Origin of the sequence: Enterobacter sp. BNK-34 (assembly GCF_048684445.1) — a bacterium.
Taxonomy (GTDB): Bacteria; Pseudomonadota; Gammaproteobacteria; order Enterobacterales; family Enterobacteriaceae; genus Enterobacter; species Enterobacter pseudoroggenkampii.
In genome coordinates, this window is sequence record NZ_JBLQUA010000001.1 from 439,849 (window position 1) to 463,601 (window position 23,753).

25 protein-coding genes are annotated in these 23,753 nt (G+C 56.3%); 9 read left to right on the forward strand and 16 right to left on the reverse strand.

Annotation, left to right across the window (positions count from 1 at the left end):
• Positions 1-3 precede the first annotated feature (3 nt).
• The 6 genes from gss to ACMGG5_RS02260 form a co-directional block, all read right to left on the reverse strand.
• Positions 4-1,866, reverse strand: a complete 1,863-nt coding sequence (gss, locus tag ACMGG5_RS02235) for a bifunctional glutathionylspermidine amidase/synthase (RefSeq protein WP_024906527.1) — start codon at positions 1,864-1,866, stop codon at positions 4-6.
• A 111-nt stretch (positions 1,867-1,977) separates the two neighbouring features.
• Positions 1,978-2,955, reverse strand: coding sequence for an ABC transporter ATP-binding protein (locus ACMGG5_RS02240; protein ID WP_090418654.1), 978 nt, complete (start codon positions 2,953-2,955; stop codon positions 1,978-1,980).
• The gene (locus ACMGG5_RS02245; protein ID WP_024906525.1) at positions 2,952-3,929 is read right to left on the reverse strand and encodes an ABC transporter ATP-binding protein; all 978 of its coding nucleotides are present in this window, start codon (positions 3,927-3,929) and stop codon (positions 2,952-2,954) included. Before ACMGG5_RS02245 ends, ACMGG5_RS02240 begins: the two co-directional genes overlap by 4 nt.
• The gene (locus ACMGG5_RS02250; protein ID WP_248272407.1) at positions 3,922-4,767 is read right to left on the reverse strand and encodes an ABC transporter permease; all 846 of its coding nucleotides are present in this window, start codon (positions 4,765-4,767) and stop codon (positions 3,922-3,924) included. Before ACMGG5_RS02250 ends, ACMGG5_RS02245 begins: the two co-directional genes overlap by 8 nt.
• A 5-nt stretch (positions 4,768-4,772) precedes the next feature.
• On the reverse strand, positions 4,773-5,726 hold the full coding sequence (locus ACMGG5_RS02255) for an ABC transporter permease subunit (protein ID WP_024906524.1): 954 nt from the start codon (positions 5,724-5,726) through the stop codon (positions 4,773-4,775).
• 45 nt (positions 5,727-5,771) lie between these two features.
• The gene (locus ACMGG5_RS02260; protein WP_420277441.1) at positions 5,772-7,361 is read right to left on the reverse strand and encodes an ABC transporter substrate-binding protein; all 1,590 of its coding nucleotides are present in this window, start codon (positions 7,359-7,361) and stop codon (positions 5,772-5,774) included.
• A gap of 245 nt (positions 7,362-7,606) precedes the next feature.
• On the opposite strand from ACMGG5_RS02260, the gene yghU reads away from it, so the two are divergent.
• Positions 7,607-8,473 carry a glutathione-dependent disulfide-bond oxidoreductase gene (gene yghU, locus ACMGG5_RS02265; RefSeq protein ID WP_008499796.1) on the forward strand — a complete coding sequence of 289 codons (867 nt, stop codon included), beginning with the start codon at positions 7,607-7,609 and terminating at the stop codon, positions 8,471-8,473.
• A 158-nt stretch (positions 8,474-8,631) separates the two neighbouring features.
• The gene (locus tag ACMGG5_RS02270; RefSeq protein ID WP_008499797.1) at positions 8,632-8,964 is read left to right on the forward strand and encodes a glycine zipper domain-containing protein; all 333 of its coding nucleotides are present in this window, start codon (positions 8,632-8,634) and stop codon (positions 8,962-8,964) included.
• 119 nt (positions 8,965-9,083) lie between these two features.
• Here ACMGG5_RS02270 and ACMGG5_RS02275 read toward each other — a convergent pair whose 3' ends face one another.
• The 3 genes from ACMGG5_RS02275 to ACMGG5_RS02285 all read right to left on the reverse strand — a co-directional run bounded on the left by ACMGG5_RS02275 (position 9,084) and on the right by ACMGG5_RS02285 (position 11,487).
• A complete protein-coding gene (locus tag ACMGG5_RS02275; RefSeq protein WP_024906522.1) occupies positions 9,084-9,356 on the reverse strand; it encodes a hypothetical protein in 273 nt (90 codons plus the stop codon).
• 202 nt (positions 9,357-9,558) lie between these two features.
• Positions 9,559-9,813 carry a hypothetical protein gene (locus tag ACMGG5_RS02280; protein WP_024906521.1) on the reverse strand — a complete coding sequence of 85 codons (255 nt, stop codon included), beginning with the start codon at positions 9,811-9,813 and terminating at the stop codon, positions 9,559-9,561.
• Between the two features lie 126 nt (positions 9,814-9,939).
• On the reverse strand, positions 9,940-11,487 hold the full coding sequence (locus ACMGG5_RS02285) for a methyl-accepting chemotaxis protein (RefSeq protein ID WP_024906520.1): 1,548 nt from the start codon (positions 11,485-11,487) through the stop codon (positions 9,940-9,942).
• 219 nt (positions 11,488-11,706) lie between these two features.
• Between ACMGG5_RS02285 and ACMGG5_RS02290 the strand changes: the two genes are divergently transcribed.
• Positions 11,707-12,747 carry an aldo/keto reductase gene (locus ACMGG5_RS02290; RefSeq protein ID WP_420277442.1) on the forward strand — a complete coding sequence of 347 codons (1,041 nt, stop codon included), beginning with the start codon at positions 11,707-11,709 and terminating at the stop codon, positions 12,745-12,747.
• Between the two features lie 61 nt (positions 12,748-12,808).
• Here the strand turns inward: ACMGG5_RS02290 and ACMGG5_RS02295 are convergent, their stop codons facing one another.
• Together ACMGG5_RS02295 and ACMGG5_RS02300 are read right to left on the reverse strand one after the other, a co-directional pair.
• Entirely contained in the window at positions 12,809-13,297 is a 489-nt protein-coding gene (locus ACMGG5_RS02295) for a TIGR00645 family protein (RefSeq protein WP_023333400.1), read from the reverse strand.
• 81 nt (positions 13,298-13,378) lie between these two features.
• A complete protein-coding gene (locus tag ACMGG5_RS02300) occupies positions 13,379-13,882 on the reverse strand; it encodes an ESA_00282 family adhesion-associated protein (protein ID WP_023309170.1) in 504 nt (167 codons plus the stop codon).
• A gap of 103 nt (positions 13,883-13,985) precedes the next feature.
• Between ACMGG5_RS02300 and ACMGG5_RS02305 the strand changes: the two genes are divergently transcribed.
• Positions 13,986-14,390, forward strand: coding sequence for a hypothetical protein (locus tag ACMGG5_RS02305; RefSeq protein ID WP_048990472.1), 405 nt, complete (start codon positions 13,986-13,988; stop codon positions 14,388-14,390).
• Position 14,391: 1 nt separating this feature from the next.
• Positions 14,392-14,838 carry a cytoplasmic protein gene (locus tag ACMGG5_RS02310; protein WP_420277443.1) on the forward strand — a complete coding sequence of 149 codons (447 nt, stop codon included), beginning with the start codon at positions 14,392-14,394 and terminating at the stop codon, positions 14,836-14,838.
• On the opposite strand, the gene ACMGG5_RS02315 is transcribed toward ACMGG5_RS02310, so the two are convergent.
• The 3 genes from ACMGG5_RS02315 to exbB form a co-directional block, all read right to left on the reverse strand.
• Complete coding sequence (locus ACMGG5_RS02315) at positions 14,835-16,286, reverse strand: methyl-accepting chemotaxis protein (protein WP_420277444.1); 1,452 nt, start codon at positions 16,284-16,286, stop codon at positions 14,835-14,837. The genes ACMGG5_RS02310 and ACMGG5_RS02315 overlap by 4 nt on opposite strands.
• Positions 16,287-16,559: 273 nt before the next feature.
• Positions 16,560-16,985, reverse strand: coding sequence for a TonB system transport protein ExbD (gene exbD, locus ACMGG5_RS02320; RefSeq protein ID WP_024906515.1), 426 nt, complete (start codon positions 16,983-16,985; stop codon positions 16,560-16,562).
• A 4-nt stretch (positions 16,986-16,989) separates the two neighbouring features.
• Positions 16,990-17,721 carry a tol-pal system-associated acyl-CoA thioesterase gene (gene exbB / locus ACMGG5_RS02325; RefSeq protein ID WP_024906514.1) on the reverse strand — a complete coding sequence of 244 codons (732 nt, stop codon included), beginning with the start codon at positions 17,719-17,721 and terminating at the stop codon, positions 16,990-16,992.
• A gap of 251 nt (positions 17,722-17,972) precedes the next feature.
• Here exbB and metC point away from each other — a divergent pair, with 251 nt between their 5' ends.
• Both metC and yghB read left to right on the forward strand, forming a co-directional pair.
• Entirely contained in the window at positions 17,973-19,160 is a 1,188-nt protein-coding gene (metC, locus tag ACMGG5_RS02330) for a cystathionine beta-lyase (RefSeq protein WP_420277445.1), read from the forward strand.
• A gap of 143 nt (positions 19,161-19,303) precedes the next feature.
• Positions 19,304-19,963 (forward strand): DedA family general envelope maintenance protein YghB, encoded by a 660-nt coding sequence (gene yghB / locus ACMGG5_RS02335; protein WP_024906512.1) that lies wholly within the window; start codon positions 19,304-19,306, stop codon positions 19,961-19,963.
• A 48-nt stretch (positions 19,964-20,011) separates the two neighbouring features.
• Here yghB and ACMGG5_RS02340 read toward each other — a convergent pair whose 3' ends face one another.
• The gene (locus ACMGG5_RS02340; protein ID WP_032650243.1) at positions 20,012-20,911 is read right to left on the reverse strand and encodes an AraC family transcriptional regulator; all 900 of its coding nucleotides are present in this window, start codon (positions 20,909-20,911) and stop codon (positions 20,012-20,014) included.
• A 195-nt stretch (positions 20,912-21,106) separates the two neighbouring features.
• Between ACMGG5_RS02340 and yqhD the strand changes: the two genes are divergently transcribed.
• Together yqhD and dkgA are read left to right on the forward strand one after the other, a co-directional pair.
• The gene (yqhD, locus tag ACMGG5_RS02345; protein WP_024906510.1) at positions 21,107-22,270 is read left to right on the forward strand and encodes an alcohol dehydrogenase; all 1,164 of its coding nucleotides are present in this window, start codon (positions 21,107-21,109) and stop codon (positions 22,268-22,270) included.
• 105 nt (positions 22,271-22,375) lie between these two features.
• Entirely contained in the window at positions 22,376-23,203 is an 828-nt protein-coding gene (gene dkgA / locus ACMGG5_RS02350; protein ID WP_048990483.1) for a 2,5-didehydrogluconate reductase DkgA, read from the forward strand.
• 41 nt (positions 23,204-23,244) lie between these two features.
• Here dkgA and ACMGG5_RS02355 read toward each other — a convergent pair whose 3' ends face one another.
• The gene (locus ACMGG5_RS02355) at positions 23,245-23,646 is read right to left on the reverse strand and encodes a carboxypeptidase-like regulatory domain-containing protein (protein WP_267215607.1); all 402 of its coding nucleotides are present in this window, start codon (positions 23,644-23,646) and stop codon (positions 23,245-23,247) included.
• Positions 23,647-23,753 lie beyond the last annotated feature (107 nt).

Consider the following 23,753-nt stretch of genomic DNA (forward strand, 5'->3'; position numbering starts at 1 on the left):
GAGCTACTTATCTTTAACTACAATCAGCGGCTCGATATCACTCTCTTTCTTCACCACCAGCGAGTCATCGCCGCGCAGGCAGGTTCCGCCGTAGTTCCCACCCACGGTGAAGGTGCAGACCTGAATGTACTTGCCGTCGACCTTCGGCAGGCACCACAGCTGCTGGTAGATGTTTTTACGGTCGACAAACTTGCCGCTGGATTTATCCAGCAGCTCGTCCTGGGCGCTAATCAGGTCGATATTGCTGCCGCAGCGTCCGGCAATCGGCTTGACGGCATAGCCGGTCTGCTTCAGCAGATCGTTAACCTCAAAATCGGTGTCGAGCAGGTAACGGTGGTTCGGGAACAGCTGCCACAGTACCGGGAGAATCGCCTTGTTGCCGGGAATGACGGTCCACAGCGGTTCAAAGACCAGCACCTCCGGGCGCAGCAGGACGTCAATCAGGCGCACCTCGCCTTCAGGATGTCCGGTGCGGATCGGCACGGCGGCATATTCGGTTTCGCTGACCTCACGGATCTGCTCTATCGCCGTCTCCCACGCCCAGGTTTTCCACACGCAGTTGACGTGGCGACCTTCGTCGTCAATCAGCTGTCCGGCGGCATCCCAGCTCAGAGCCCCCAGCCCGTGCAGGATTTTGGTTTCAAACCCGGCCTGCATCAGCGAACGCTGGATAAAGAGCGCGTGATAGTCCTCTTCGACATCGTTGTCCTGCATGATGTGGACAAACGGCCGCGCGTGACTGTGCTTCCAGGCGCCGGTCAGCTCTTCCAGCAGCCCTTCCGCCGGGTTATGCCCGTTGCCGCGATAGCCGTTTTTCACCCACTCTTCGAGAATCAGCCCGCCCTCGGTATGGCATGAGGCGGAATCCGCGTTGTACTCGTAGACCTTGATGCCGCGCTCATCCATGCAGAAATCCATACGACCGGTGATCATATGGTGACGACGCCACTGCCAGGAGAGGCGCAGGCGCGGCCAGAGGATTTTCGGGATGTCGAAAAGCGCCAGCAGGCTGTCGTCTTTCAGCACCTTGTCCGTCGCGTGCAGGTACATCAGATGCAGTTCGTTGGTGGCCTTGATCAGCTCCTGCTCGGCGCTTTCGGTAATGGTGAAGTACTGGCAGGGATCTTTGTTGATCACATGGCCGTTGGCGCGGATATACGCCTGCTGCAATGCGTCATTTTCGTTAAGCCATTTTCCGTCGAACTGACGCCTGTTTTTCAGCCGCGCGCCGCTGATTTTCAGCAGTTCGCCGTCGATTTCCGGCTGGGGAATGCTGTGTTCCGTGTCGTCGGTCTGGATCATCCAGCCGAGGATCTCCGTGTCGTTGAAAGTGTCATGGATCGTATAACACCCGTTCTCCACGCTCAGACGCAGCTCGCGCGTCCATTGCTGCCCGAGCGGCAGCGGAGAGTGAATCACGTTCTGCTCGGCGATACGCACCTTATCGTCCAGAAGCTGGGTGATCACCGCCACGTGGCCGGTCTCATGGAACTCGCCGCCCTTTTGCCAGATCAGCAGCGCCCCGGCCCGCGGCGCGCGTTTTGAGCCATTAGCAAAAGCCTGAAGGGGCAGGATGTTATCGTTCACCACCTGACGCAAAAAGCGCAGGGAGAAGATCTCCCATGCCATGCCGACGTCGGTAAACACGAAGCCATAGTTGAGAAACAGGAAACGGCGGGCAAATTCAACGCACTGCCACTTGTGGCCCATGTATTCGTTGCCAATATAGCTGCGAAAATCCGCATCTTCCGGGTAGTTGCGCGGGTCCAGACTGCCGTAATTTGAAGAGTAAATCGCCACGCCACCGGGCGCATAGCCTAACAATGTCCCGAATGGCGCATCACTGCTTAACTTTCCTTTACGCATGTATCCAACCTAAAACAGGCAGGCGGCAATTTTTTTAAGGGTTGTCGTCGTCTGCACGTTGTAATTAACCTGACAGAGGGGCATTTATCATACACCTGCGTGGGGCATTAATTACACGTTAAACAACCAGCACGCCGCGAAATGCCCTGGCGCAATCTCCCGCATGGCAGGCTCCTGCGTCTGGCAAACCGGCATGGCGTGCGGGCAGCGGCTGCAGAACTTACAGCCCGGCAGCGCGGACGTGGGGCCTGGAATGTCGCCGCGCAGGGTGGCGTCTTCGAGATTGCGGATGCGCGGATCGGGCCGGGGAACCGCCGCCAGCAGCGCGCGGGTGTAGGGGTGCGCCGGACGCTGATACAGTTCATTCGCCGGGGCCACCTCCACCAGCTTACCGAGATACATCACCCCAATGCGGCTGGAGATATGGCGCACCATGGAGAGATCGTGGGCGATGAACAGATAGGTCAGCCCCAGCTCCTGCTGCAGATCCTGCAAAATATTCACCACCTGCGCCTGCACCGAGACGTCCAGCGCCGAAAGCGGTTCATCGCACAGCACAAATTCAGGACGCACGGACAACGCGCGGGCAATACTGATGCGCTGACGCTGCCCCCCGCTGAACTCATGCGGGAATCGTTCAAGGTGTTCGTGCTTCAGCCCCACTTTGTAGAGCAGCGTTTCCGTACGTTCCCGCTGTTCTTCGCGGCTGTAGCCGTGGATCTGCATCGGCTCGGCCACCAGCTGTCGTACCGTCATGCCGGGGTTGAGCGAGGAGTAAGGATCCTGAAAAATCGCCTGCATCCGCTTACGCAGCGGCTTGAGCTCTTTTTCGCGGGCGTGAGCGATCGCCTGCCCGGCAAAGTGGATCTCGCCAGAGGTAATATCGAAAAGGCGCAGGATGGCGCGCCCGAGGGTGGATTTCCCACAGCCGGACTCTCCCACCAGGCCAAACGTCTCGCCGGGCTGAATATCAAAGCTCACGCCATCAACCGCCTTCACGGCCACGCCTTTATGCAGCAGACCGCCGTTGAGCGGATAGTGTTTGCGCAGATCGCGAACGCTCACTAATGGCGCCTGTTGTTCACTCATGCCTGAATCTCCTTATCGGCCCATAGCCAGCAGGCGGCGCGATGGCCCTCTCCGGCGGTGTAAAATGCGGGCTGCCGTTCACACTGGGGCATGCGTTTCGGGCAGCGTTCGGCGAACGGACAGCCCGGCGGCGGGTTAAGCAGGCCAGGCGGCGCGCCTTCGATGGGCGATAAGCGTTGGTTAACCTCATCCGGGCGCGGCAGCGAGGCCAGCAGACCCTGAGTGTAAGGATGCGCAGGGCGATAAAAAATGTCCTCCACGCTCCCCTCCTCCATCACCAGCCCGCCGTACATCACCACCACGCGGCTGCAGACCTGCGCCACCACGCCGAGATCGTGGGTGATCAGCAGAATCGCGGTTTGGGTCTGCTGTTGCAGGCTTTTCAGCAGACGCAGGATCTGCGCCTGAATGGTCACGTCCAGCGCGGTGGTTGGCTCATCGGCAATAAGAAGCTTAGGGTTGCAGGAGAGCGCAATCGCGATCATCACCCGCTGGCGCATCCCGCCGCTAAACTCGTGGGGATACTGGTCGTATCGGCGTTCCGCTTCGGCAATCCCCACCTGTTCCAGCATGGCGATCGCCGCCGCTTTGGCCGCTTTTTTGGTCAGTCCTTTATTGCGCATCAGGATCTCCGCCATCTGTTTGCCGATGGTCAGCACCGGGTTCAGGGCGGTCATCGGATCCTGGAAAATCATCGCGATCTCGTTGCCGCGAATAGCGCGCATCTGCTCAGGGGTTTTCTGCGCCAGATCGTCATTCTGGAAGCGGATGCTGCCGCCGGTTATCCGTCCGTTGTTCCCCAGAAGCTGAATGATCGACTTACAGGTGACGCTTTTCCCGCAGCCCGACTCGCCGACGATACCGACGAGTTCGCCCGGCTGAACCTGAAAGCTCACGCCGCGCACAGCGTGAACCTCGCCCTCGCGGGTGCGGAAGGTGGTTTGCAGGTTCTCAAGCGCTAATAAGTTACTCATCGCGATTCGCTCCTGGCTCAAAGGCGGTACGGAAGACATCGCCCAGCACGTTAAAGCTGAACACCGTCAGCAGGATCAAAATGCCGGGGAACATCGCCAGCCACGACGCTTCGCCAATATACGACTGGGCGTTGTTGAGCATGCTTCCCCACGATGCCGCAGGCGCCTGCACGCCCAGCCCTAAGAAGCTGAGCGTCGACTCCATCAGAATGGCCGAGGCGATATTGAGCGTGGCGGCCACGATAATGGTCGGCAGCACGCCGGGAATAATGTGGCGCACGATAATGCGCAGCGGGTTTTCCCCCGACGCGCGGGCATAAAGCACATACTCGCGCTCTTTCACCGATAAGGTTTCTGCGCGCACCAGCCGCGACATGTTCATCCACGTCAGCAGGCTGATGATCAGAATGATGTTATCCACGCCCGGCTTGAGGTAAGCATTCACCACCAGCAGCAGGAAGAAGGCCGGAATGGCCATCAGGATATCCACGGCGCGCATCATCACGTTATCCAGCCAGCCGCCAAAATAGCCGCTCACCGTTCCCACCACCGTGCCGATAAGCGTGGAAAAGAGCATGGCGAGAAAACCGACCATCAGGGAGATCTGGCCGCCATACAGCGCGCGGGTGAAGTAGTCGCGGCCATACTCGTCGGTGCCGAACCAGTGCGCGGCATCCGGCGGTAGCGTGCGTGCGCCGAGCGCCATCCGATCCGGATCGTACGGACTTAGGCCCGCACAGAGCGCGGCGACAACAAAAATAAAAAGCACAAACAGGGAGAACTGCGCCGGACGGTTGCGGCGCAGCTGGTGACGAACCTGCTGCCAGCGTCTGCTCATCCGGGTTACCTCAGCGTACGAATGCGGGGATCGGCGAAGCGATAAAGCAGATCGGCGATCAGGTTACCGACGATCAGCATCATCGACGAGAGCATGATGATAGCCATGATCAGCGGGTAGTCCAGCGAGGCGATCGACTGGATCCCGAGCAGCCCCATCCCCGGCCACGAGAAGACGCTTTCCGTCACATAGGCCCCCACAATCAGCTCACCGAACGACAGGCCGAACAGGGTAATCACCGGCAGCAGCACGTTTTTCAGCACGTGGCGGAACAGAATGCTGGAACGCGTGGCGCCGTAGGCCAGCTGGGTCTGCACGTAGTCAGCCGAGAGCTGCGAGATGGTGTTGGAGCGGATGTAGCGCACGTAGCTGGAGAGGTTGTAGAACGTGAGGGCAATACACGGCAGCACGCCGTGACGCAGCACGTCCAGCGCGTTATCTTCCATGCCGATGGTGCGCATACCCATGCTGGGGAACCAGTTAAGCTGCACGGCAAAGACCGTAATGAGCAAGATGCCGAACCAGAAAATCGGCACCGAGATGCCGATATAGGCGAACAGGTTCAGCAGGTGATCCAGCCAGCGGTGCTTAAATGCCCCCGCCAGCAGGCCCAGCGGGATCGCCAGCACGATCGCCATCAGCAGCGACGCGCCCATCAGCCCCAGCGTGGCCGGAATGCGTTCGCCGATCATCTCCAGCACCGGGCGGTGGTAGATAAGCGAATAGCCGAGATCGCCCTGCAGGACGTTTTTCAGCCACAGGACGTACTGCGTGACCAGGGGCTTATCCAGCCCCAGGCTCTGGCGAATACGTTCAATATCTTCCGGGGCCATGCGCGGCGTAATGTACGCCGCCACCGGATCGCCGGGCGCAAGTTTGACCAGCAAAAACGCCACCAGTGAAATAAAGAACAGCATCGGCAGCAGCTGCAGCAGCCGACGGGTGAGGAGTGTGTTCACGACATGCCCTTACAAAATCCCCGACCTGACGGCCGGGGCAATCACTTATTTCTGATAGATTTTTGACAGATCCTGGAACAGATAGACCGGTTTCGGCTCTGCCTCCTGGGTGCCGCCGAAGCGCTTGTCCACCGCGACGGTCGCATTGGTATAGGCAATCGGGTAGTAGGTCATGTCGTTCGCCACGGTCTGCTGAATGTGCTTGTAGATATCGGCACGTTTCGCGGCGTCGGTTTCCACGGCGCCTTTATCCCACAGGGCATCAAACTGCGGATTTTTGTAGTGCGCGTAGTTATAGGCTTCGTTGCTCATGAACAGCGATTTGTAACCGTCCGGCTCGGAGCCCATGATGTAGCCGCCCAGGTTCAGCTCCCACGCGGTGTTGTTCATATCAAGGCTGCGCTGAGACATGGCGTTGGAGTCCAGCGGCATCAGCTCCACGTTCACCCCAATCGCCTTCAGCGCCTGCTGAATATAGAGTGCCATGCTCTCCTGGGTTTTGTTGGTGTTCACATACGCCAGGCGCAGCTTGAGGTTGTCCGGCGCGCCGGACGCTTTAAGCAGCTCTTTGGCTTTTTGCAGATCGAATTTGTACTGTTCAACGTCATCCGTCTTGTAAAGCGTATCGGGCGTCAGGAACGAGGTCGCCGGTTTAGCGTAGTCCGGCGAGGTAAACGCGGTCTGGGTGAGCTCGTCTTTGTTGATGGCATACGCGATGGCCTGACGCAGCGCTTTGCTCTTCATCACCGACACGTTCTGGTTGAACGTCATATAGGCCAGGCGGCCTTCCGGATAGACCACGAAGTCAAACTTACCGGTATTTTTCAGGCGGTTTACATCCTGCGGGTCAACCATCTTGAGGTTGATTTCTCCGTTTTGCAGCGCCAGGTTGGCGGCGTTGCTGTCTTTGGCGAAACGGTAGGTAACCGAATCAAGCTTCGCTTTGCCGTTCCAGTAATCGTCAAAACGGGTCAGGGCGTAGTATTGTCCGGCGCGGTACTCTTTGAATTTGAACGGCCCGGAGCCGACCGGCGCATCGTTTTTGCTGCTCTTTTCCAGGTCACCTTCACCTGCGAACACGTGCTGCGGAATCGGGTAGATTTGAACCAGAGTGCCGGTAAAGGCCGCGCTAACCTGCGGTAAGGTGAACTTAACGGTGCGGTCGTCAACCTTGCTTACCTGTACCGGCTTATCGCCGTAGGTGAACATGCTGCGGAAGAAGCTGTGCTGTTTGGCATCCAGCAGCTTATTGAACGTAAAGACCACGTCGTCCGCCGTCAGCGGCTGTCCGTCCTGCCATTTCAGGTTGGGTTTTAACGTCAGGGTATAGCTCAGGTTGTCGGCGGAGGGCGTCAGGCTTTCCGCCAGGCCCCACTCGATCTTACCGTTGTTGAAGCTATAGAGCGGGGCATAGAGCGCCTGCATGATCGTTAACGTCGTACGGTCACTGGCATAGAGCGGATTAACGGCTAACGGGTCGCCGGAGGTAATACCGATAATCAGCGAACCGCCCTCTTTTGGCGCGTCGCTTTTTGCCGCAGGGGGGGTATTGGTCTCTTTATTTTTCGCATCATCACAGCCCGCCAGGCCTAACGCGAGCGAAACGACCACTGCCGATAACAGAAGCTTGCGCATCTCACTAACTCCTTGCCTTATAAAGTGTTTATTACTGCATCTTTTATTTATGTTGAAGCATCATATGCAGCTTTATCCGTTTACGCATTAATTATGAAAATGCGATTTTCGATTAAGCTTATGCCGGATTTGATATATATAAGCGCCGGAAGGAATAGCGGCAGATCGATTACGCTCAGTTGGTTAAACGCTTCACAAATCTCCTGCTACACTGCCTCAACACATCACTCAAAAGGCAGGCCAACATGTCAGACAACACGTATCAGCCACCAAAAGTGTGGGAATGGAAAAAGAACAACGGCGGCGCGTTCGCCAATATTAACCGCCCGATCTCCGGCGCAACGCATGAGAAGGATTTGCCCGTAGGTTCGCACCCGCTGCAGCTTTACTCTCTCGGTACGCCGAACGGCCAGAAAGTGACGATCATGCTCGAAGAGCTGCTGGCGCTGGGCGTGACGGGCGCGGAGTACGACGCGTGGTTGATCCGCATCGGCGAGGGCGATCAGTTCTCCAGCGGCTTCGTTGAGGTGAACCCGAACTCGAAAATACCGGCGCTTCGTGACCACTCCACGAACCCGCCAACGCGCGTATTTGAGTCCGGCAATATTCTGCTCTATCTGGCGGAGAAGTTCGGCCACTTCCTGCCGAAGGATCCGGCGGGACGCACCGAAACGCTGAACTGGCTGTTCTGGCTCCAGGGCGCGGCGCCGTTCCTCGGCGGCGGTTTTGGCCACTTCTACAACTACGCGCCGGTGAAAATTGAGTACGCGATTGACCGCTTCACCATGGAAGCCAAACGCCTGTTCGACGTGCTGGATAAACAGCTGGCGCGCGGCCGCTACGTGGCGGGTGAGGAGTACACCATCGCGGATATCGCTATCTGGCCATGGTTCGGCTGCGTGGCGCTGGGCAGCGTGTATAACGCCGCCGAGTTCCTCGACGCAGAAAAGTACACCAACGTGCAGCGCTGGGCGAAAGACGTGGCGAACCGCCATGCCGTTAAGCGCGGACGCATCGTTAACCGCACCAGCGGCGAGCTGAACGAGCAGCTCCACGAACGCCACGCGGCGAGCGACTTCGAGACCAATACAGAAGACAAACGTCAGGCGTGACGACTAGCCGGGCGGATCGCCGCCCGGCCACAGAGATCCTTGCTCAGGGCATGATTAGCCTAAAGGTTGAGCCGGTATTGCTGGCACTATCTGTGCGTTTTTCTCACCTCAGAGTGAGAAGCAACGTATCAACCGACAGCAGTCACAAAGGATCTGTTATGAAACTTATTAAAACAACGCTGGTTATCAGCGCCCTCATTTTTTCCACCTCGGGAATGGCCATCGACAAAACCGCCGCTGGCGCGGTAGCAGGTGCTGCCATTGGTGCGGCCACGGGCAAAGATCTGAAATCGACCGTTGGCGGTGCCGTTGTTGGCGCAGGCACCGGTGCCATGTTCAAAAACGGCGACAAAGGTAAAGCCGCGCGTAAAGGTGGTGCGGTAGGTGCTGCCGTGGGCGCAGGTGCCGCAGCGGTTACCGGCAAGAGCGTGCTGAAAGGTGCAGCCGTTGGCGCGGGAACGGGCGCGCTGATTGGTGAAGCGACGCACTAATAGATTTCGCCGGGTGTCGCAGCGCGTGCCCGGCCTCATGACTGTTCAGTAATAACTCCCTGCACCCAATCACGACTATTTGCCCTCAACTTATGGTCAGAAATGTCACCCGGAATACATCAATGGTGATCGTCATACTGATGCTCAATCACCATCCCTTCCGCCACGCTCGCCACATGACGTGCACGCGGATGATAGACCGGTGCAGGGGCGGCATACGTTGTTTGTGCAGGTGCAGGCGCAACGCTTACCGCCTCAGGAACCGTGGCTGACTGCGGAACAATCACGACCTTATACCCGGCAGGGACATCGACCGTGACGCTCTGGGCCATAGCTGTATTGAACACAGCAAAACCTGCCAGGGCAGCAAATAAAATAATACGGTTTTTCATAAATTGAATTATTTCCGGTATCAAGAAGATAATTCATTATGTCGACTGAATCTTAAGACAATATTAATTTTCATGTTCTGGAATGTGCAGAAAATGCCAAATATATTGTTACAAGCAAATACTTTAATATTTAAAAAATATTGACTTACGTTTTTTAAAAAGGCGGCAAGAAATACGCTTGCATGCCGCCTCACCTGTTATGTTAATACTTAATATCCCGCGCTTTTTGCCGTCCGGACTGTTTCATCTGGCGCTTGTCCTGGCGGCAGTCGTGATTACTCTGGTTATTGTTTGCCACGCAGGTCTGCTTCACCTGCCGTGACGCATCGCGGGTTTCCTGCCTGACATCACGCGCCACGCGCCGTTCCTGCGCCTGCTGGGTCGCACTGGCAAAAACCGAAAACAGCATCAGAAAAATGAAAGAGAGAACAGGGATGACAGATAACGATCTGTTCATAGCAACACCTCATAGAAGAGAGCCCAGAACGTCAGGGGATTAGCAAAAGAATAGCAGTTTCAGCGCGAGCTGGAGGGGAAGACGTTAATAATGCAAGGCCGCACAAGGCGGCCTTGCAGCGCTGCGTTATGCCGTCAGGCGGAACTTCTGCACCGAGCGCTGAAGATCTTCGGTCTGGCGCTCCAGCGCCGCCGCCGCCGCGGAAACCTCTTCAACCAGCGAGGCGTTTTGCTGGGTAACGCCGTCCATCTGGGTAATGGCAACCCCGACCTGCGAAATGCCCTTGCTTTGCTCCTCAGAGGCAGAGGCTATTTGCTTCATAATGGTCGTCACTTCCGTCACGTCACGCAAAATCGCATCCATAGTGGTGCCGGTGTCGCCCACCAGCTTCGCCCCCTGCTCGACGCGGGAAACGGAGTCGGTAATCAGCCCCTCAATCTCTTTGGCCGCGTTGGCGCTGCGGCTTGCCAGGTTGCGGACTTCGCCTGCGACTACCGCGAAACCACGGCCCTGTTCGCCCGCGCGCGCCGCTTCAACCGCCGCATTGAGTGCCAGAATATTGGTCTGGAAGGCAATGCTGTTAATGACGTTGGTGATTTCAGCAATTTTCTTCGAGCTTTCCGAAATCCCGCTCATGGTGGTCACCACCTCTTCCACCAGCGAGCCGCCGCGGCTGGCAGTGGTAGAGGCCACATCGGCCAGCTGGCTTGCCTGACGCGCGCTTTCCGCGTTCAGCTTCACCGTGGCGGTCAGCTGTTCCATGCTGGCGGCCGTCTCTTCCAGTGCGGCCGCCTGCTCTTCGGTACGGGACGAGAGATCGTTGTTACCGCTGGAGATCTCCGTTGCGCCGCGCCAGATATTCTCACTGCCGGAGCGGATCGTGCTGACCGCTTCGCGCAGGCTGTCCTGCATGGCGCTCAGCAGCGGTACCAGCTGTCCCACGCAGTTGCGGCCGAACGGCTCAATGGGCTGGCTGAGATCGCCCTGGGCAATCTGGCGGAACTGCTGGCGAATGCGATCCAGCGGTTTGACCAGCATCGCCACCAGGTAGCGGTCGGTAAAGAGCAGGATCAGCAGGCCGATTATCGTGGCAACGATAATCACCGTGCGGGTCATGCTGGTCAGGCCGTCCACCACCACGCGGGTGCTGTCGAGCGACTTCGCGGCAGCATTGTTGAACTCTTCAGCCGCCGCGCCGAACGCGCGGCTCAGCGGTGGGGTGACGTTGTTGGCCTGCTGACGGTAGCCGTCCAGCGCGCCCAGCTTCGCCTGCTGCATTTGCGGCGTCACGCCCTGTTCAAGCAGCGCCTGCCAGGTGCCGATCACCCGGGAAGAGATCTGCTCATCCATCGGGCCAGGGGAAATGGCTTTCATTTCAGCCAGCTTCTTGCCCATGTTATCCAGCGCCTGCTGGGCAGAGGCCAGATCCGGCGTGCCGCCTGCAGCTTTGACTTCCATCGCTCGGCTCAGACGGGTCACAAAGCGGAAATACTGATCGTTGCCCTGACTGAGCACCGTCATCTGTTTGACCAGCTGGCGGTCCACCTCGTTGCCATCTGTAACGCGAGACAGGGACCAGGTGCTGTACAGTCCAACACCCGCCCACATTAAACAAAAGATCCCGAGAATCGCCAGCATGACGAAACGGATCGTGAAATTACGGAGCATATTCATAAGTCTTCCTTGCCGTGAGGGTGAGTTCGCCCAGAGGCGAGTACTACTCTCGTTATCGGCAGGAACGAGGGAAATTATAACGTTTTGTGATCATTTTTAATTAGCGTGGCTTCACTGGTCGCACAGCCGCCGTTAACCATTATCTTCGCGCATAGTGATGTGATAAGTTCAGAATGAAAACGACGTTTCAAAAAATTATCGATAAGAAAAGGAGACATCATGTCCTGGTTCCCTGACGCTACCCGCTATGAACATATGCAGTACCGCTACTGTGGAAAGAGCGGTCTGCGCCTTCCTGCGCTGTCGCTGGGACTGTGGCACAGCTTCGGCCACGTTCAGCCTCTTGATGCCCAGCGCGCGCTGCTGCGCAAAGCCTTCGACCTCGGCATCACCCATTTCGATCTCGCCAATAACTACGGACCTCCGGCGGGTAGCGCGGAAGAGAATTTCGGCCGCCTGTTGCGGGAGGACTTCGCCGCGTACCGCGACGAGCTGATTATCTCCACCAAGGCGGGTTACGACATGTGGCCAGGGCCGTACGGCTCGGGCGGTTCACGCAAATATCTGCTCGCCAGCCTCGATCAGAGCCTGAAGCGTCTGGGCGTCGAGTATGTGGATATTTTCTATTCCCACCGCGTGGATGAAAACACGCCGATGGAAGAGACGGCCGCCGCGCTGGCCCACGCCGTACAGAGTGGAAAAGCGCTGTATGTGGGCATTTCCTCCTACTCAACCGGGCGCACACAAAAAATGGCCGAGCTGCTGCGCGAGTGGAAGATCCCCCTGCTGATCCACCAGCCGTCCTATAACCTGCTCAACCGCTGGGTCGATAAGACCGGTTTGCTGGATGCGCTGGAAGCAAACGGTACGGGGTGTATCGCCTTTACCCCGCTGGCGCAGGGTTTGCTGACCGGAAAATACCTGAACGGTATTCCTGAAGATTCACGCATGCAGCGTGAAGGCAAGAAAGTCCGTGGTCTGAACGAAAAAATGCTGACCGAAGCCAACCTGAACAGCCTGCGTTTACTGAGTGAAATGGCGCAGGCGCGCGGTCAGACCATGGCGCAGATGGCGCTAAGCTGGCTGCTGAAAGATGCGCGCGTGACGTCCGTGCTGATTGGCGCAAGCCGCCCGGAACAGCTGGAAGAGAATGTTCAGGCGCTGGAAAACCTGCGCTTTACGGAGGACGAACTCAAGCGGATTGACCAGCATGTTGCGGATGGGGAGTTGAATCTGTGGCAGGCGTCGTCGGATAAATAGTGCGGTCTGATGCCCTCACCCCGGCCCTCTCCCTGTGGGAGAGGGTTAGGGTGAGGGGGAATTACTTCTTACTGATCTTATCCAGATACCCCATCACAAACGCAGAGAGCACAAACGTCAGGTGGATAATGACGTACCACATCAGTTTGTTATCCGGCACGTTCTTCGCGTCCATAAACACGCGTAGCAGGTGGATAGAGGAGATCGCCACAATCGACGCGGCCACTTTATTCTTCAGCGATGACGCATCCATTTTGCCCAGCCAGCTGAGCTTCTCTTTACGCTCGTCGATATCAAGCTGGGAGACAAAATTCTCGTAGCCGGAGAACATCACCATCACCAGCAGCCCGCCCACCAGGGTCATATCCACCAGCGACAGCAGAACCAGAATCAAATCCGCTTCGGCAATGGAAAAAATGTTCGGCAGAACATGCAGGATTTCCTGAAAGAACTTAATCGTCAGCGCGACAAGCGCCAGCGAAAGGCCAAAATAGACGGGGGCCAGTATCCAGCGAGAGGCGTACATGGCATTTTCAAAAAAGCGTTCCATAAAGTCCTGTTTGCAAAAGAAACCAGCGCCCAGTATATCTCAACGGCGCTGACTGTTTGCAATAACTCAACAGTACGCCACTCAGACGTTGTCCGGGTTAACCTCGGGACGGGCGTACTCCGGCCAGACAAGCGCCACCAGCTCAGGATAGGCTTCCAGACTGAACTCGCGAAAACACTGCCGCAAATTTAATACGTCCAGATCGGAATAAGAGACCTTCTCGCCGTTAAGGCAGCGCTTTTTGATATTGTCATAATATTTATACACGGCTGAATTCAGGTCGCTACAGCGACGCTGCGCCTCAAACAGTCCGGGCGTATCATTAATTTCCGACATTTTCATGCGCTTAATTGTCGCGTGTAAAAAGTCGATATATTCGTGGTTCACCCGCCAGTACCAGACCGGCGTAACGGAGTTCATCAATACAGAGAAATGGTCTTCACCTTCCTCTTTTGTCATCAGTTCAGGTTGCGGGGGTTCACTGGTGTCTTTCGACACTTTCGTTTTATTGAACTCCTGCATCAATAAAAGAACACCAGCGGTCAGTAATAGTAATGTGATGACCGTAAAAAAGATGCTGTTCATGGGTAGGCTCCATTTTTTTTGATTTTAAATTTGCCTCATGATATTGTCAACGAATCTCACGCCTTTACCAACCCCACCCTGTTGAAATTAAAGGAAATTGAAAATGCTGCCCGACTATCTCGTCCCGGCTAAGTACCACATCACGCCTGTGGAACAGCAACCGACGGAAGCAGAAAAAGAGGCCAGTTTCACTCAGGGGAAAAGAAAGCTCTCTGATTTCGAGCCCGATATATTAATTGGTGTTTCCCGAACTGGCAAATCCCGAAATATGTTGCTGGAAGAGCACGATCGCCATATAAAAGACCGCTTATTTCGCGCCATAAAAATTGAAGCCTTTGTCCACCTGCTGAATGACCTGCAGGCCGAGGGTGAAATAGATGCCCAGAAACTAAGTCAAATATTGGCCGAGAAAACCGAAGAAATTAACAAAGCGGGCAATGAAATTTGGCTTAACTTAATTACGCGCGAAAAAAACAACCCAATTTTTTATAGCCTTGGGGAGGATTAACGTGAAGGAAGTTAAAAACAACGACGTTTATTTGACTTTAGATGATAAGAAAAGTGATGAATTTATCTTAAAGCAAAATCTCGATGCGCTGCGAAACACAAAAAATGACGAGATGACGCGTATTACCCAGGACCTGGTATCGATCCCGGCAACGCTGGTGCGGCTGAAATGGCAGAATCGCCGTGAAATTTATCCGCTACAGGTCAAAGAAGAAATTTACGGTGCCGTGATGAACACCATCATGGAACAGCGGCCAGAGCTGAAAGAGAAGCTTCTGGGTCGCCTCGAGGCCAATTACCAGTATCTGCTTGCCAGAGAAATCGCCACCCTGCGCCTGACGCGCAAGCTGTCAGACGGTGAGTACCGTACATCAAACGTCACCTGCGTTGCGCTTGATGAAGACGCGCTGGCGTCTGGTGCCAGCGCCCCCTCCGAACCGCAACGCTAATTAAATCTGAATACGGCAATCGCCTCTTTTAACTGACCCGTCTGCTGGCGCTGCGCTTCAGCCACCTGCACTGTTTGCGCTACGTGACGCACGTTCTCCTGCACGCTGGCATCGATGCTGGCAATGCTGTCGTTCATCTGCGCAATGCTCGCCCGCTGCTGCTCGCTCATCTGCGACAGCTCCTCCAGCAGAGAGCGAAGCCCTTCGATACTCTCAATGATCGACTTCATTGTCATACCCGCCTGCTCAACCTGCTCGACGCCCTGCAGCGTGGTTGCCTGCGATGCGGTCAGAAGCTGGCGGATATCTTTTGCAGCCCCCTCGCTGCGCTGGGCCAACACACGCACTTCCGAGGCAACCACTGCGAAGCCTTTGCCATTTTCGCCCGCTCTGGCAGCCTCGACCGAGGCGTTGAGCGACAGAATATTGGTCTGGAACGCAATCCCGTCGATCAGCTCCAGAATGGCGTAAATGCGCTGCGACTCCTCGCGAATGTGCTCCATCGCCGCAATCGCCTGCCGTACGTTATGGCCCCCCTGCTCCGCCACGTTACTGGTGCTGAACGCCACCTCCCTGACCTGGCTTGCTTTTTCACTGGTCAGGGTGGCGACAGCCCTCAGTTGTTCCATCGCACTGGCCGCCGTCGCCAGCGAACTTGCCTGGTGATCGGTACGTTCCGACAGCGCGCTGTTGCGCTGTCCTAACGCGCGGGATGCCTCCAGCAGTTGCCCAATATTGGCGCTGACCTGCTCAAGCGTGGCGCGCATGGTGCCCAACGTCAGGCTGAACGTGCGGGCAAAGGAAGACTCTGCGGGGACCGCATCGACGGCCAGCGTGAGGTACCCCGGTTCACGGTTGATCACCCCCGCCAGCCTTGCCACCTCGCTCGCCGAGCGGGCGTCCTGCTCCATTCGTATCGCCAGCAGAACCAGAATTGCGGTCTGGACCACCACAAACAGCCCGTGGAAAACCACCATATGAAAGCCGGTGTGCATGAACACCACGACGCCGTAAAGGTCATTTTCCTGCAGATAGTTAAACACCAGATGATGTAACGCGATGACCGCCGCCCCCATCACCAGAGGTCGCCAGTCTCGCCAGGCAAGCAGCGCGGAGAGCAGGACGAAAACCGAGAAATGGTATTCAGTTTCGCCTTCGCCCAGATGAATCAGCAGCGCGGAAAATGCCATTAGCACAAACGCAGAGCTCAGGCGGAGCAACAGCGCGCCGGGAAACAACAGCGTCAGCAGCGTCGATAAACAGACCAGAGAGGTGCCAATAATCGCCCCCTGCACGATATTCTCGTTGATATAGCCCACCCCCAGCGAGATGGCCCACAGCGACCAGATGAGCACCAGTATTAGCCTGTCGGCGCGTCGTCGAATGGCAGAAAGCGAAAACAGATCGTTTTGAGGCGCGTGCGGATACAGCCATGTCATCGTAGCCATAGGGAGTCTCTTGCTGTGCAGGTGAAAAGATCCTTCGAAGAAGGTTTGTTTTTATTATCTTTTTTAAGCGTAGTGGGGATATTCCACGACGCCATTTCAGCCAACGATATATTTTAATGGCTCAGCCGAATACTGATATTTACTTAACTATCAATGGATTATTAATTATTGCTTTATTGATAAGGAAATATGAAGAATGGGGATATACAGCAGAAAATAATAACGATGTTGCGTGGCAGAAAACAAAAAAGCTGGCTTTCGCCAGCTTTCGTTCTATTTTTTGGCCGCTTTTTCTTCGCCGACCAGCCCAATCTTCAGGTAACCCGCCTGATGCAGCGTGTCCATTACCTTCATCATGGTTTCATAATCAACGGTTTTATCCGCACGGAAGAAGACCGTGGTGTCTTTCTTACCGCCCGTAAGCTGATCCAGGGCCGGGATGACAGAGTCGGCCGTCACCGGGTCATTGCCGAGGAACATGGATTTATCCGCCTTCACCGACAGGTAGATAGGCTTCTCCGGGCGCGGCTGGGGCTGGCTGGATGAGGCAGGCAGATTTACCTTCACATCCACCGTCGCCAGCGGCGCAGCCACCATGAAGATAATCAGCAGAACCAGCATAACGTCGATAAACGGCGTCACGTTGATCTCATGCATTTCGCCGTTATCGTCCAGATTTTCGTTTAGACGCATCGCCATACTATCAACCCACGCGCAGTTTGGACGCCGCGTGCACCGGCTTAACCGAGCTGGCATTCAGGTCGAGATCGCGACTTTGCAGCAGCAGAACCTGCGCGGCAACGTCACCCAGCGTGGCTTTGTAGCTGCCAATCATACGCGCGAAGATGTTATAGATAACCACCGCCGGAATCGCCGCGACCAGACCAATCGCCGTCGCCAGCAGCGCTTCTGCGATACCCGGGGCCACAACCGCCAGGTTGGTGGTTTGGGTCTGCGCGATACCGATAAAGCTGTTCATGATGCCCCAGACCGTACCGAAAAGGCCGATAAACGGTGAGATCGCCCCGATGGTCGCCAGATAACCATTGCCGCGCCCCATGTGTCGGCCAACGGCCGCCACGCGACGCTCCAGGCGGAAACCGGTACGTTCTTTGATGCCTTCGTTATCTTCACTGCCCGCGGAGAGTTCCAGCTCGTTCTGCGCTTCATTCACTAACAGGGTGGTAAGGCTTTTCGCGTGGAAGGATGAGGTCATGTCTGAAGCCTGATCCAGAGAGCGGGCTTCAGCCAGCTGCTGCTGTTCCCGCTTGAGACGACGCTTCTGCGAAAGCAGCTCGGCGCTCTTGCTGAAGAAGATAGCCCAGGTGACAACGGACGCCAGAATCAGGCCGATCATCACAATCTTAACCACGATGTCAGCATGCTGATACATGCCCCAAACGGAGAGATCCGCCTGCATCAAATTATTACCCACTCTGTATCTCCAGGACGCAAATCACAAAATCTGAACGTAATAATATCAAAACGTCGTCGAATTGATAGTAGTTCTCATTAGTATTTGCATAGTGCCGCAATTTTCGTTCACTTTCCTTGCGCTTACGCAGTAAAAATTTCTTATGCGTTTTTTTGCTAATATTTTCTGCTTATTCGATAAGCCTGCGGGTGCAGTTTTTTCCAATCGTGGTAGTCTGGACGTCCAGACGTATAAAAACAGGGTTAGCGAACATGACAAAGAAGCATCTTGATACCACGCTGGTACAGGCAGGACGCAGCAAAAAATATACTCAGGGATCGGTCAACAGCGTGATTCAACGCGCCTCCTCGCTGGTGTTTGATACCGTTGAGGAGAAAAAAATCGCCACGCGCAACCGCGCGAAAGGCGGCCTGTTTTATGGCCGTCGCGGCACGCTAACCCATTTTTCTCTGCAGGAGGCGATGTGCGAGCTGGAAGGCGGCGCAGGCTGCGCGCTGTTCCCGTGCGGAGCGGCTGCGGTCGCCAACACCATTCTGGCGTTCGTGGAACAGGGCGATCACATCCTGATGACCAACACCGCCTACGAACCCAGCCAGGACTTCTGTACCAAAATTCTCAGCAAGCTCGGCGTGACCACCGGCTGGTTCGACCCGCTGATTGGTGAAGGTATTGCCGAACTTATTCAGCCCAACACGCGCATTGTGTTCCTGGAATCGCCGGGGTCGCTCACCATGGAAGTTCACGACGTGCCGGCTATCGTGAAGGCCGTGCGCAGCAAAGCGCCAGAGGCGATCGTTATGATCGACAACACCTGGGCGGCAGGCGTGCTGTTCAAAGCGCTGGAATTCGACATTGATATCTCGATTCAGGCGGCGACGAAGTACCTGATTGGCCACTCTGACGGCATGATCGGCACGGCGGTCTCCAACGCGCGCTGCTGGGATCAGCTGCGTGAAAACGCCTACCTGATGGGGCAAATGGTGGATGCCGACACGGCCTACATGACCAGCCGGGGCATCCGCACGCTGGGGGTTCGCCTGCGTCAGCACCATGAAAGCAGCCTGAGAGTTGCCGAGTGGCTGGCACAGCATCCGCAGGTTGAGCGCGTGAATCACCCCGCGCTACCCGGCAGTAAAGGCCATGAGTTCTGGCAGCGTGACTTTACAGGCAGCAGCGGGTTGTTCTCGTTTGTGCTGAAAAAACGGCTGAATAACGACGAACTGGCAAGCTATCTGGATAATTTTACCCTCTTCAGCATGGCCTACTCGTGGGGCGGTTTTGAATCCCTCATCCTGGCTAACCAGCCGGAACAAATTGCGGCCCTGCGCCCCGGTGGCGACGTGGACTTCAGCGGTACCCTGATTCGACTGCATATCGGTTTAGAAAATGTTGACGATCTGATTGCGGATTTAGCAGCAGGGTTCGAGCGTATCGTGTAGAGTGCAGGCTGAAAATGTACTCCCTGGACGCTTTTGTGGACACCGCAAGCGGAAAAGTCTGCATGAGTTGCGCCCGGGATCAAACCCGACGGACGAATAAGGGAGTACAATAGCGCTATATCTGCTGTTCCACAGGAAAGTCCATGGCTGTTATTCAAGATATTATCGCGGCGCTCTGGCACCACGATTTTGCCGCGCTGGCGGATCCTCACGTCGTCGGTATCGTCTATTTCGTGATGTTCGCAACTCTGTTTCTGGAAAATGGATTACTGCCAGCCTCGTTTTTACCCGGTGACAGCCTGCTTTTACTTGCCGGGGCGTTAATCGGTAAAGGCGTCATGGACTTCACGCCAACGATGGTTATCCTTACCTCCGCAGCCAGCCTGGGCTGCTGGCTGAGCTATCTGCAGGGCCGCTGGCTGGGGAACACGCGCGTCGTCAAAAGCTGGCTGGCGCAGCTGCCGCATAAATATCATCAGCGTGCGACCTGCATGTTTGACCGGCACGGCCTGCTGGCGCTGCTGGCGGGGCGTTTCCTGGCGTTCGTTCGCACCCTTCTGCCGACGATGGCGGGCATTTCCGGCCTGTCGAACCGCCGCTTCCAGTTCTTCAACTGGCTGAGCGCCCTGCTGTGGGTTGGCGTGGTGACGACGCTCGGCTACGCGCTGAATATGATCCCCTTCGTGAAACACCACGAAGATCAGGTGATGACCTTCCTGATGGTGCTGCCGATGTTCCTGCTGGTGGCGGGTCTGGTGGGGACTATCGCGGTGGTGATTAAGAAGAAGTACTGCAGCGCATAATTCAACAAAGCCGGGTGGCGCTATCGCTTACCCGGCCTACGTTTTTCGTCAGACTCCCTGCATCGTTCTTATACGTGACGCATCCTCTCCCGGCGTAACGCCGAAATAGCGCTTAAACTCCCGACTGAACTGCGACGCACTTTCGTAGCCCACCCGCATCGCCGCCGCGCTGGCCTTCATGCCGTCGTGGATCATCAGCATCCGCGCCTTATGCAGCCGGTAGGTTTTGAGGTACTGCAGCGGCGAGGTGCTGGTCACCGATTTAAAATTATGGTGAAACGCCGAGACGCTCATGTTCGCTTCCGCCGCCAGCTGGTCGACGCTGAGGTTTTCGGTGTACTGGCTCTCGATACGCTTGAGCACGCGGCTTATCAGGCTGAAGTGGGTCTGTCGGCTCACCAGGGCCAGTAACGCTCCGCCCCCCGGGCCCAGCAGCACGTGGTAGAGAATTTCGCGGATAATCTGCTTGCCCAGAATGCGCGCGTCCAGCGGCCTCTCCATCACGTCCAGCAGACGCTCAATGGCGCAGAGGATCTCTTCCGACAGCGTCGCCGAGTTAATCCCGCTTGACGCCATCGAAGGCTGGAAGAACTCGTCTTCACCTATCTCCATCAGCAGCTCCTGCAGCTGAAGAATATCGACGTTGACGCGAATACCGGCCAGCGGAACCGCCTCTGTCGCGAAGGTTTCACATTCGAAGGGTAAAGGTACCGTCAGAAGCAGATATTCGTTGGTGTCGTAGCGGAACACGCGCTCGTTGATATAGCCAATTTTATGGCCCGAGAAGAGAAAAACGATGCCCGGCTGATACATGACCGGCGTGCGCGTCCCTGGCTGCGTGCCATAAAGCAGGCGAATGTCAGGAAGCAGGCCACTGACGCCATTTTCGTTATCTATCAGTCTTTTAATCTGCGCAGTGAGCTGCTGGCAGATAGCCTCACGGTTCATCTTGCGTTACTCCGGGTGCGGTTTTCGACGTTGACAGTGTGCGTTGTTTTCCGCGCTTTCTCCAGCGCTCTGTAGAAATGGGCAAGACATCGGCAGGAATGTGCATTGAGGGCGTAGCCCCGGGCGGCCACAATGAGCAGCATCAGGTCGCCCTCTGCGCCACCACGGTTTTTCACCCACTAAAGGGAACGAGCAATGAACAACTTTAATCTTCACACCCCAACCCGCATTCTGTTTGGTAAAGACGCTATCGCCGATCTGCGCGCGCAGATCCCTGCTGACGCCCGCGTGCTGATCACCTACGGTGGCGGCAGCGTGAAAAAAACCGGCGTATTGGATCAGGTTTACAGCGCGCTGGACGGTCTGGACGTGCGTGAGTTCGGCGGCATCGAGCCAAACCCGTCTTACGAAACGCTGATGAACGCGGTGAAAATCGCCCGCGAAGAAAACATCACCTTCCTGCTGGCGGTCGGCGGCGGCTCCGTGCTGGACGGTACCAAATTCATCGCGGCGGCAGCGCACTACGCTGACGGCATCGATCCATGGCACATTCTGGAAACCCGCGGCAGCGACATCAAAAGCGCTATCCCGATGGGCTCCGTGCTGACCCTTCCGGCCACCGGTTCTGAATCCAACAAGGGCGCGGTGATCTCCCGTAAAACCACCGGTGACAAACAAGCATTCATGAACGAACACGTTCAGCCTGTGTTCGCCATTCTGGACCCGGTTTACACCTACACCCTGCCTGCGCGTCAGGTAGCGAACGGCGTGGTCGACGCCTTTGTTCATACCGTTGAGCAGTACGTCACGTATCCGGTAAATGCCAAAATTCAGGATCGCTTCGCGGAAGGCATTCTGCTGACGCTCGTCGAAGAAGGTCCGAAAGCGCTGAAAGAGCCGGAAAACTACGACGTTCGCGCCAACGTAATGTGGGCCGCCACGCAGGCGCTAAACGGCCTGATCGGGGCTGGCGTGCCGCAGGACTGGGCAACCCACATGCTGGGCCACGAGCTGACGGCAATGCACGGTCTGGACCACGCTCAGACGCTGGCCGTTGTGCTGCCTGCCCTGTGGAACGAAAAACGCGACACCAAACGCGCCAAGCTGCTGCAGTACGCTGAACGCGTGTGGAACATCACCGAGGGTTCTGACGATGCGCGTATTGATGCCGCCATCGAAGCGACCCGCAGCTTCTTTGAAGGTCTGGGCGTGCCAACGCGTCTGTCTGGCTACGGCCTGGACGGCAGCTCTATCCCTGCCCTGCTGGCGAAACTCGAAGAGCACGGTATGACCCATCTGGGCGAGCACGGCGACATCACGCTGGACGTCAGCCGTCGTATTTACGAGGCGGCACGCTAAGCGTTTTTGTCCCCCCGACTTTCGTTTTTTGACATTTCGTCCAGACTTAATGCACACCCCATCGCCGGAGGAACCCTCCGGCGATGCGCACCTGAAGGAGGAAAAATGGCAAACCAAACCGTAATCAAGCTGCAGGACGGCAACGTGATGCCCCAGTTGGGGCTAGGTGTATGGAAAGCCGGTAACGACGAGGTCGTCTCCGCCATTCATAAAGCCCTGGAAGTCGGCTACCGGTCGATTGACACTGCCGCCGCGTACAAAAACGAGGACGGCGTGGGTACCGCACTGGCCAGCGCCGGTGTCCCTCGCGATGAGTTGTTCATCACCACTAAACTCTGGAACGACGACCAAAAACGTCCCCGCGAAGCCCTGGAAGAGAGCCTGGAAAAACTCCAGCTCGACTTCGTCGATCTCTGGCTGATGCACTGGCCGGTTCCGGCTATCGATCACTACGTTGATGCCTGGAAAGGGATGATTGAACTGCAGAAAGAGGGGCTGGTGAAAAGCATCGGCGTCTGTAATTTCCAGGTTCATCACCTGCAGCGGCTGATTGACGAGACGGGCGTCGCGCCTGTCATTAACCAGATCGAGCTGCACCCGCTGCTGCAGCAGCGTCAGCTTCACGCCTGGAACGCCACGCATAAAATCCAAACCGAGTCCTGGAGCCCGCTGGCGCAGGGTGGCCAGGGCGTGTTCGATCAAAAAATTATCCGCGAACTGGCGGATAAATACGGCAAAAGCCCGGCGCAGATCGTCATTCGCTGGCATCTGGACAACGGCCTGGTGGTGATACCGAAATCAGTCACGCCGTCGCGCATCGCCGAGAACTTCGACGTCTGGGATTTCCGTCTGGACAAAGACGAGCTGGGTGAGATTGCGAAGCTGGATAAGGGTAAGCGGCTTGGGCCGGACCCGGATCAGTTTGGCGGGTAATACCTAAAACGAGCCCGGTCTTCCGCCGGGCTCGTTTTAATCTATAAACCGGACTGACATCTCGCTTCTCCGGGAAGGTCAGGCAATGTGCAAATAACGTTATACACTTTCCCTTCAAGTTTATGTGGCCCACCGAGACCGCCGCCTGCTTCTACATCATATTCCTTTCCGTTGACACTTATCTGGAGCGGGGTGTGATAAATCCAGTCCATCGGACCTATTGGCAGAAAAAAGATCCACTCATGCTGGCTCTGAAAAGCAAAACGACCGTTGTCGTCAGAAAGCGTTTGCTCCCTCTCTAATGTTATTTTAGCGCCAGAGACTGGCTTACCTGCGCTGTCGATTAGACGTCCTTCCACTTCTGGCTGTGTCTGGCGGTGCATTACACAACCGCATAACGTCAGGCCAATCAGCATCGTTCCTGTTAACTTCCTTATTTTCATTTTGGGCCTCCTACCCTTATGCAGAAAAAAGCCGGGTGGCGGGACTTACCCGGCCTACGCGCTGACCTGTAGGCCCGGTAAGCGCAGCGCTACCGGGCATTGTTACA

Excerpts from the sequence above, each read along its gene's own strand:
- gss (WP_024906527.1), bottom strand. The coding sequence starts at position 1,866 with ATGCGTAAAGGAAAGTTAAGCAGTGATGCGCCATTCGGGACATTGTTA.
- ACMGG5_RS02240 (WP_090418654.1), bottom strand. The coding sequence starts at position 2,955 with ATGAGTGAACAACAGGCGCCATTAGTGAGCGTTCGCGATCTGCGCAAA.
- ACMGG5_RS02245 (WP_024906525.1), bottom strand. The coding sequence starts at position 3,929 with ATGAGTAACTTATTAGCGCTTGAGAACCTGCAAACCACCTTCCGCACC.
- ACMGG5_RS02250 (WP_248272407.1), bottom strand. The coding sequence starts at position 4,767 with ATGAGCAGACGCTGGCAGCAGGTTCGTCACCAGCTGCGCCGCAACCGT.
- ACMGG5_RS02260 (WP_420277441.1), bottom strand. The coding sequence starts at position 7,361 with ATGCGCAAGCTTCTGTTATCGGCAGTGGTCGTTTCGCTCGCGTTAGGC.
- yghU (WP_008499796.1), top strand. The coding sequence starts at position 7,607 with ATGTCAGACAACACGTATCAGCCACCAAAAGTGTGGGAATGGAAAAAG.
- ACMGG5_RS02270 (WP_008499797.1), top strand. The coding sequence starts at position 8,632 with ATGAAACTTATTAAAACAACGCTGGTTATCAGCGCCCTCATTTTTTCC.
- ACMGG5_RS02275 (WP_024906522.1), bottom strand. The coding sequence starts at position 9,356 with ATGAAAAACCGTATTATTTTATTTGCTGCCCTGGCAGGTTTTGCTGTG.
- ACMGG5_RS02280 (WP_024906521.1), bottom strand. The coding sequence starts at position 9,813 with ATGAACAGATCGTTATCTGTCATCCCTGTTCTCTCTTTCATTTTTCTG.
- ACMGG5_RS02285 (WP_024906520.1), bottom strand. The coding sequence starts at position 11,487 with ATGAATATGCTCCGTAATTTCACGATCCGTTTCGTCATGCTGGCGATT.
- ACMGG5_RS02290 (WP_420277442.1), top strand. The coding sequence starts at position 11,707 with ATGTCCTGGTTCCCTGACGCTACCCGCTATGAACATATGCAGTACCGC.
- ACMGG5_RS02295 (WP_023333400.1), bottom strand. The coding sequence starts at position 13,297 with ATGGAACGCTTTTTTGAAAATGCCATGTACGCCTCTCGCTGGATACTG.
- ACMGG5_RS02300 (WP_023309170.1), bottom strand. The coding sequence starts at position 13,882 with ATGAACAGCATCTTTTTTACGGTCATCACATTACTATTACTGACCGCT.
- ACMGG5_RS02305 (WP_048990472.1), top strand. The coding sequence starts at position 13,986 with ATGCTGCCCGACTATCTCGTCCCGGCTAAGTACCACATCACGCCTGTG.
- ACMGG5_RS02315 (WP_420277444.1), bottom strand. The coding sequence starts at position 16,286 with ATGGCTACGATGACATGGCTGTATCCGCACGCGCCTCAAAACGATCTG.
- exbD (WP_024906515.1), bottom strand. The coding sequence starts at position 16,985 with ATGGCGATGCGTCTAAACGAAAATCTGGACGATAACGGCGAAATGCAT.
- metC (WP_420277445.1), top strand. The coding sequence starts at position 17,973 with ATGACAAAGAAGCATCTTGATACCACGCTGGTACAGGCAGGACGCAGC.
- yghB (WP_024906512.1), top strand. The coding sequence starts at position 19,304 with ATGGCTGTTATTCAAGATATTATCGCGGCGCTCTGGCACCACGATTTT.
- ACMGG5_RS02340 (WP_032650243.1), bottom strand. The coding sequence starts at position 20,911 with ATGAACCGTGAGGCTATCTGCCAGCAGCTCACTGCGCAGATTAAAAGA.
- yqhD (WP_024906510.1), top strand. The coding sequence starts at position 21,107 with ATGAACAACTTTAATCTTCACACCCCAACCCGCATTCTGTTTGGTAAA.
- dkgA (WP_048990483.1), top strand. The coding sequence starts at position 22,376 with ATGGCAAACCAAACCGTAATCAAGCTGCAGGACGGCAACGTGATGCCC.
- ACMGG5_RS02355 (WP_267215607.1), bottom strand. The coding sequence starts at position 23,646 with ATGAAAATAAGGAAGTTAACAGGAACGATGCTGATTGGCCTGACGTTA.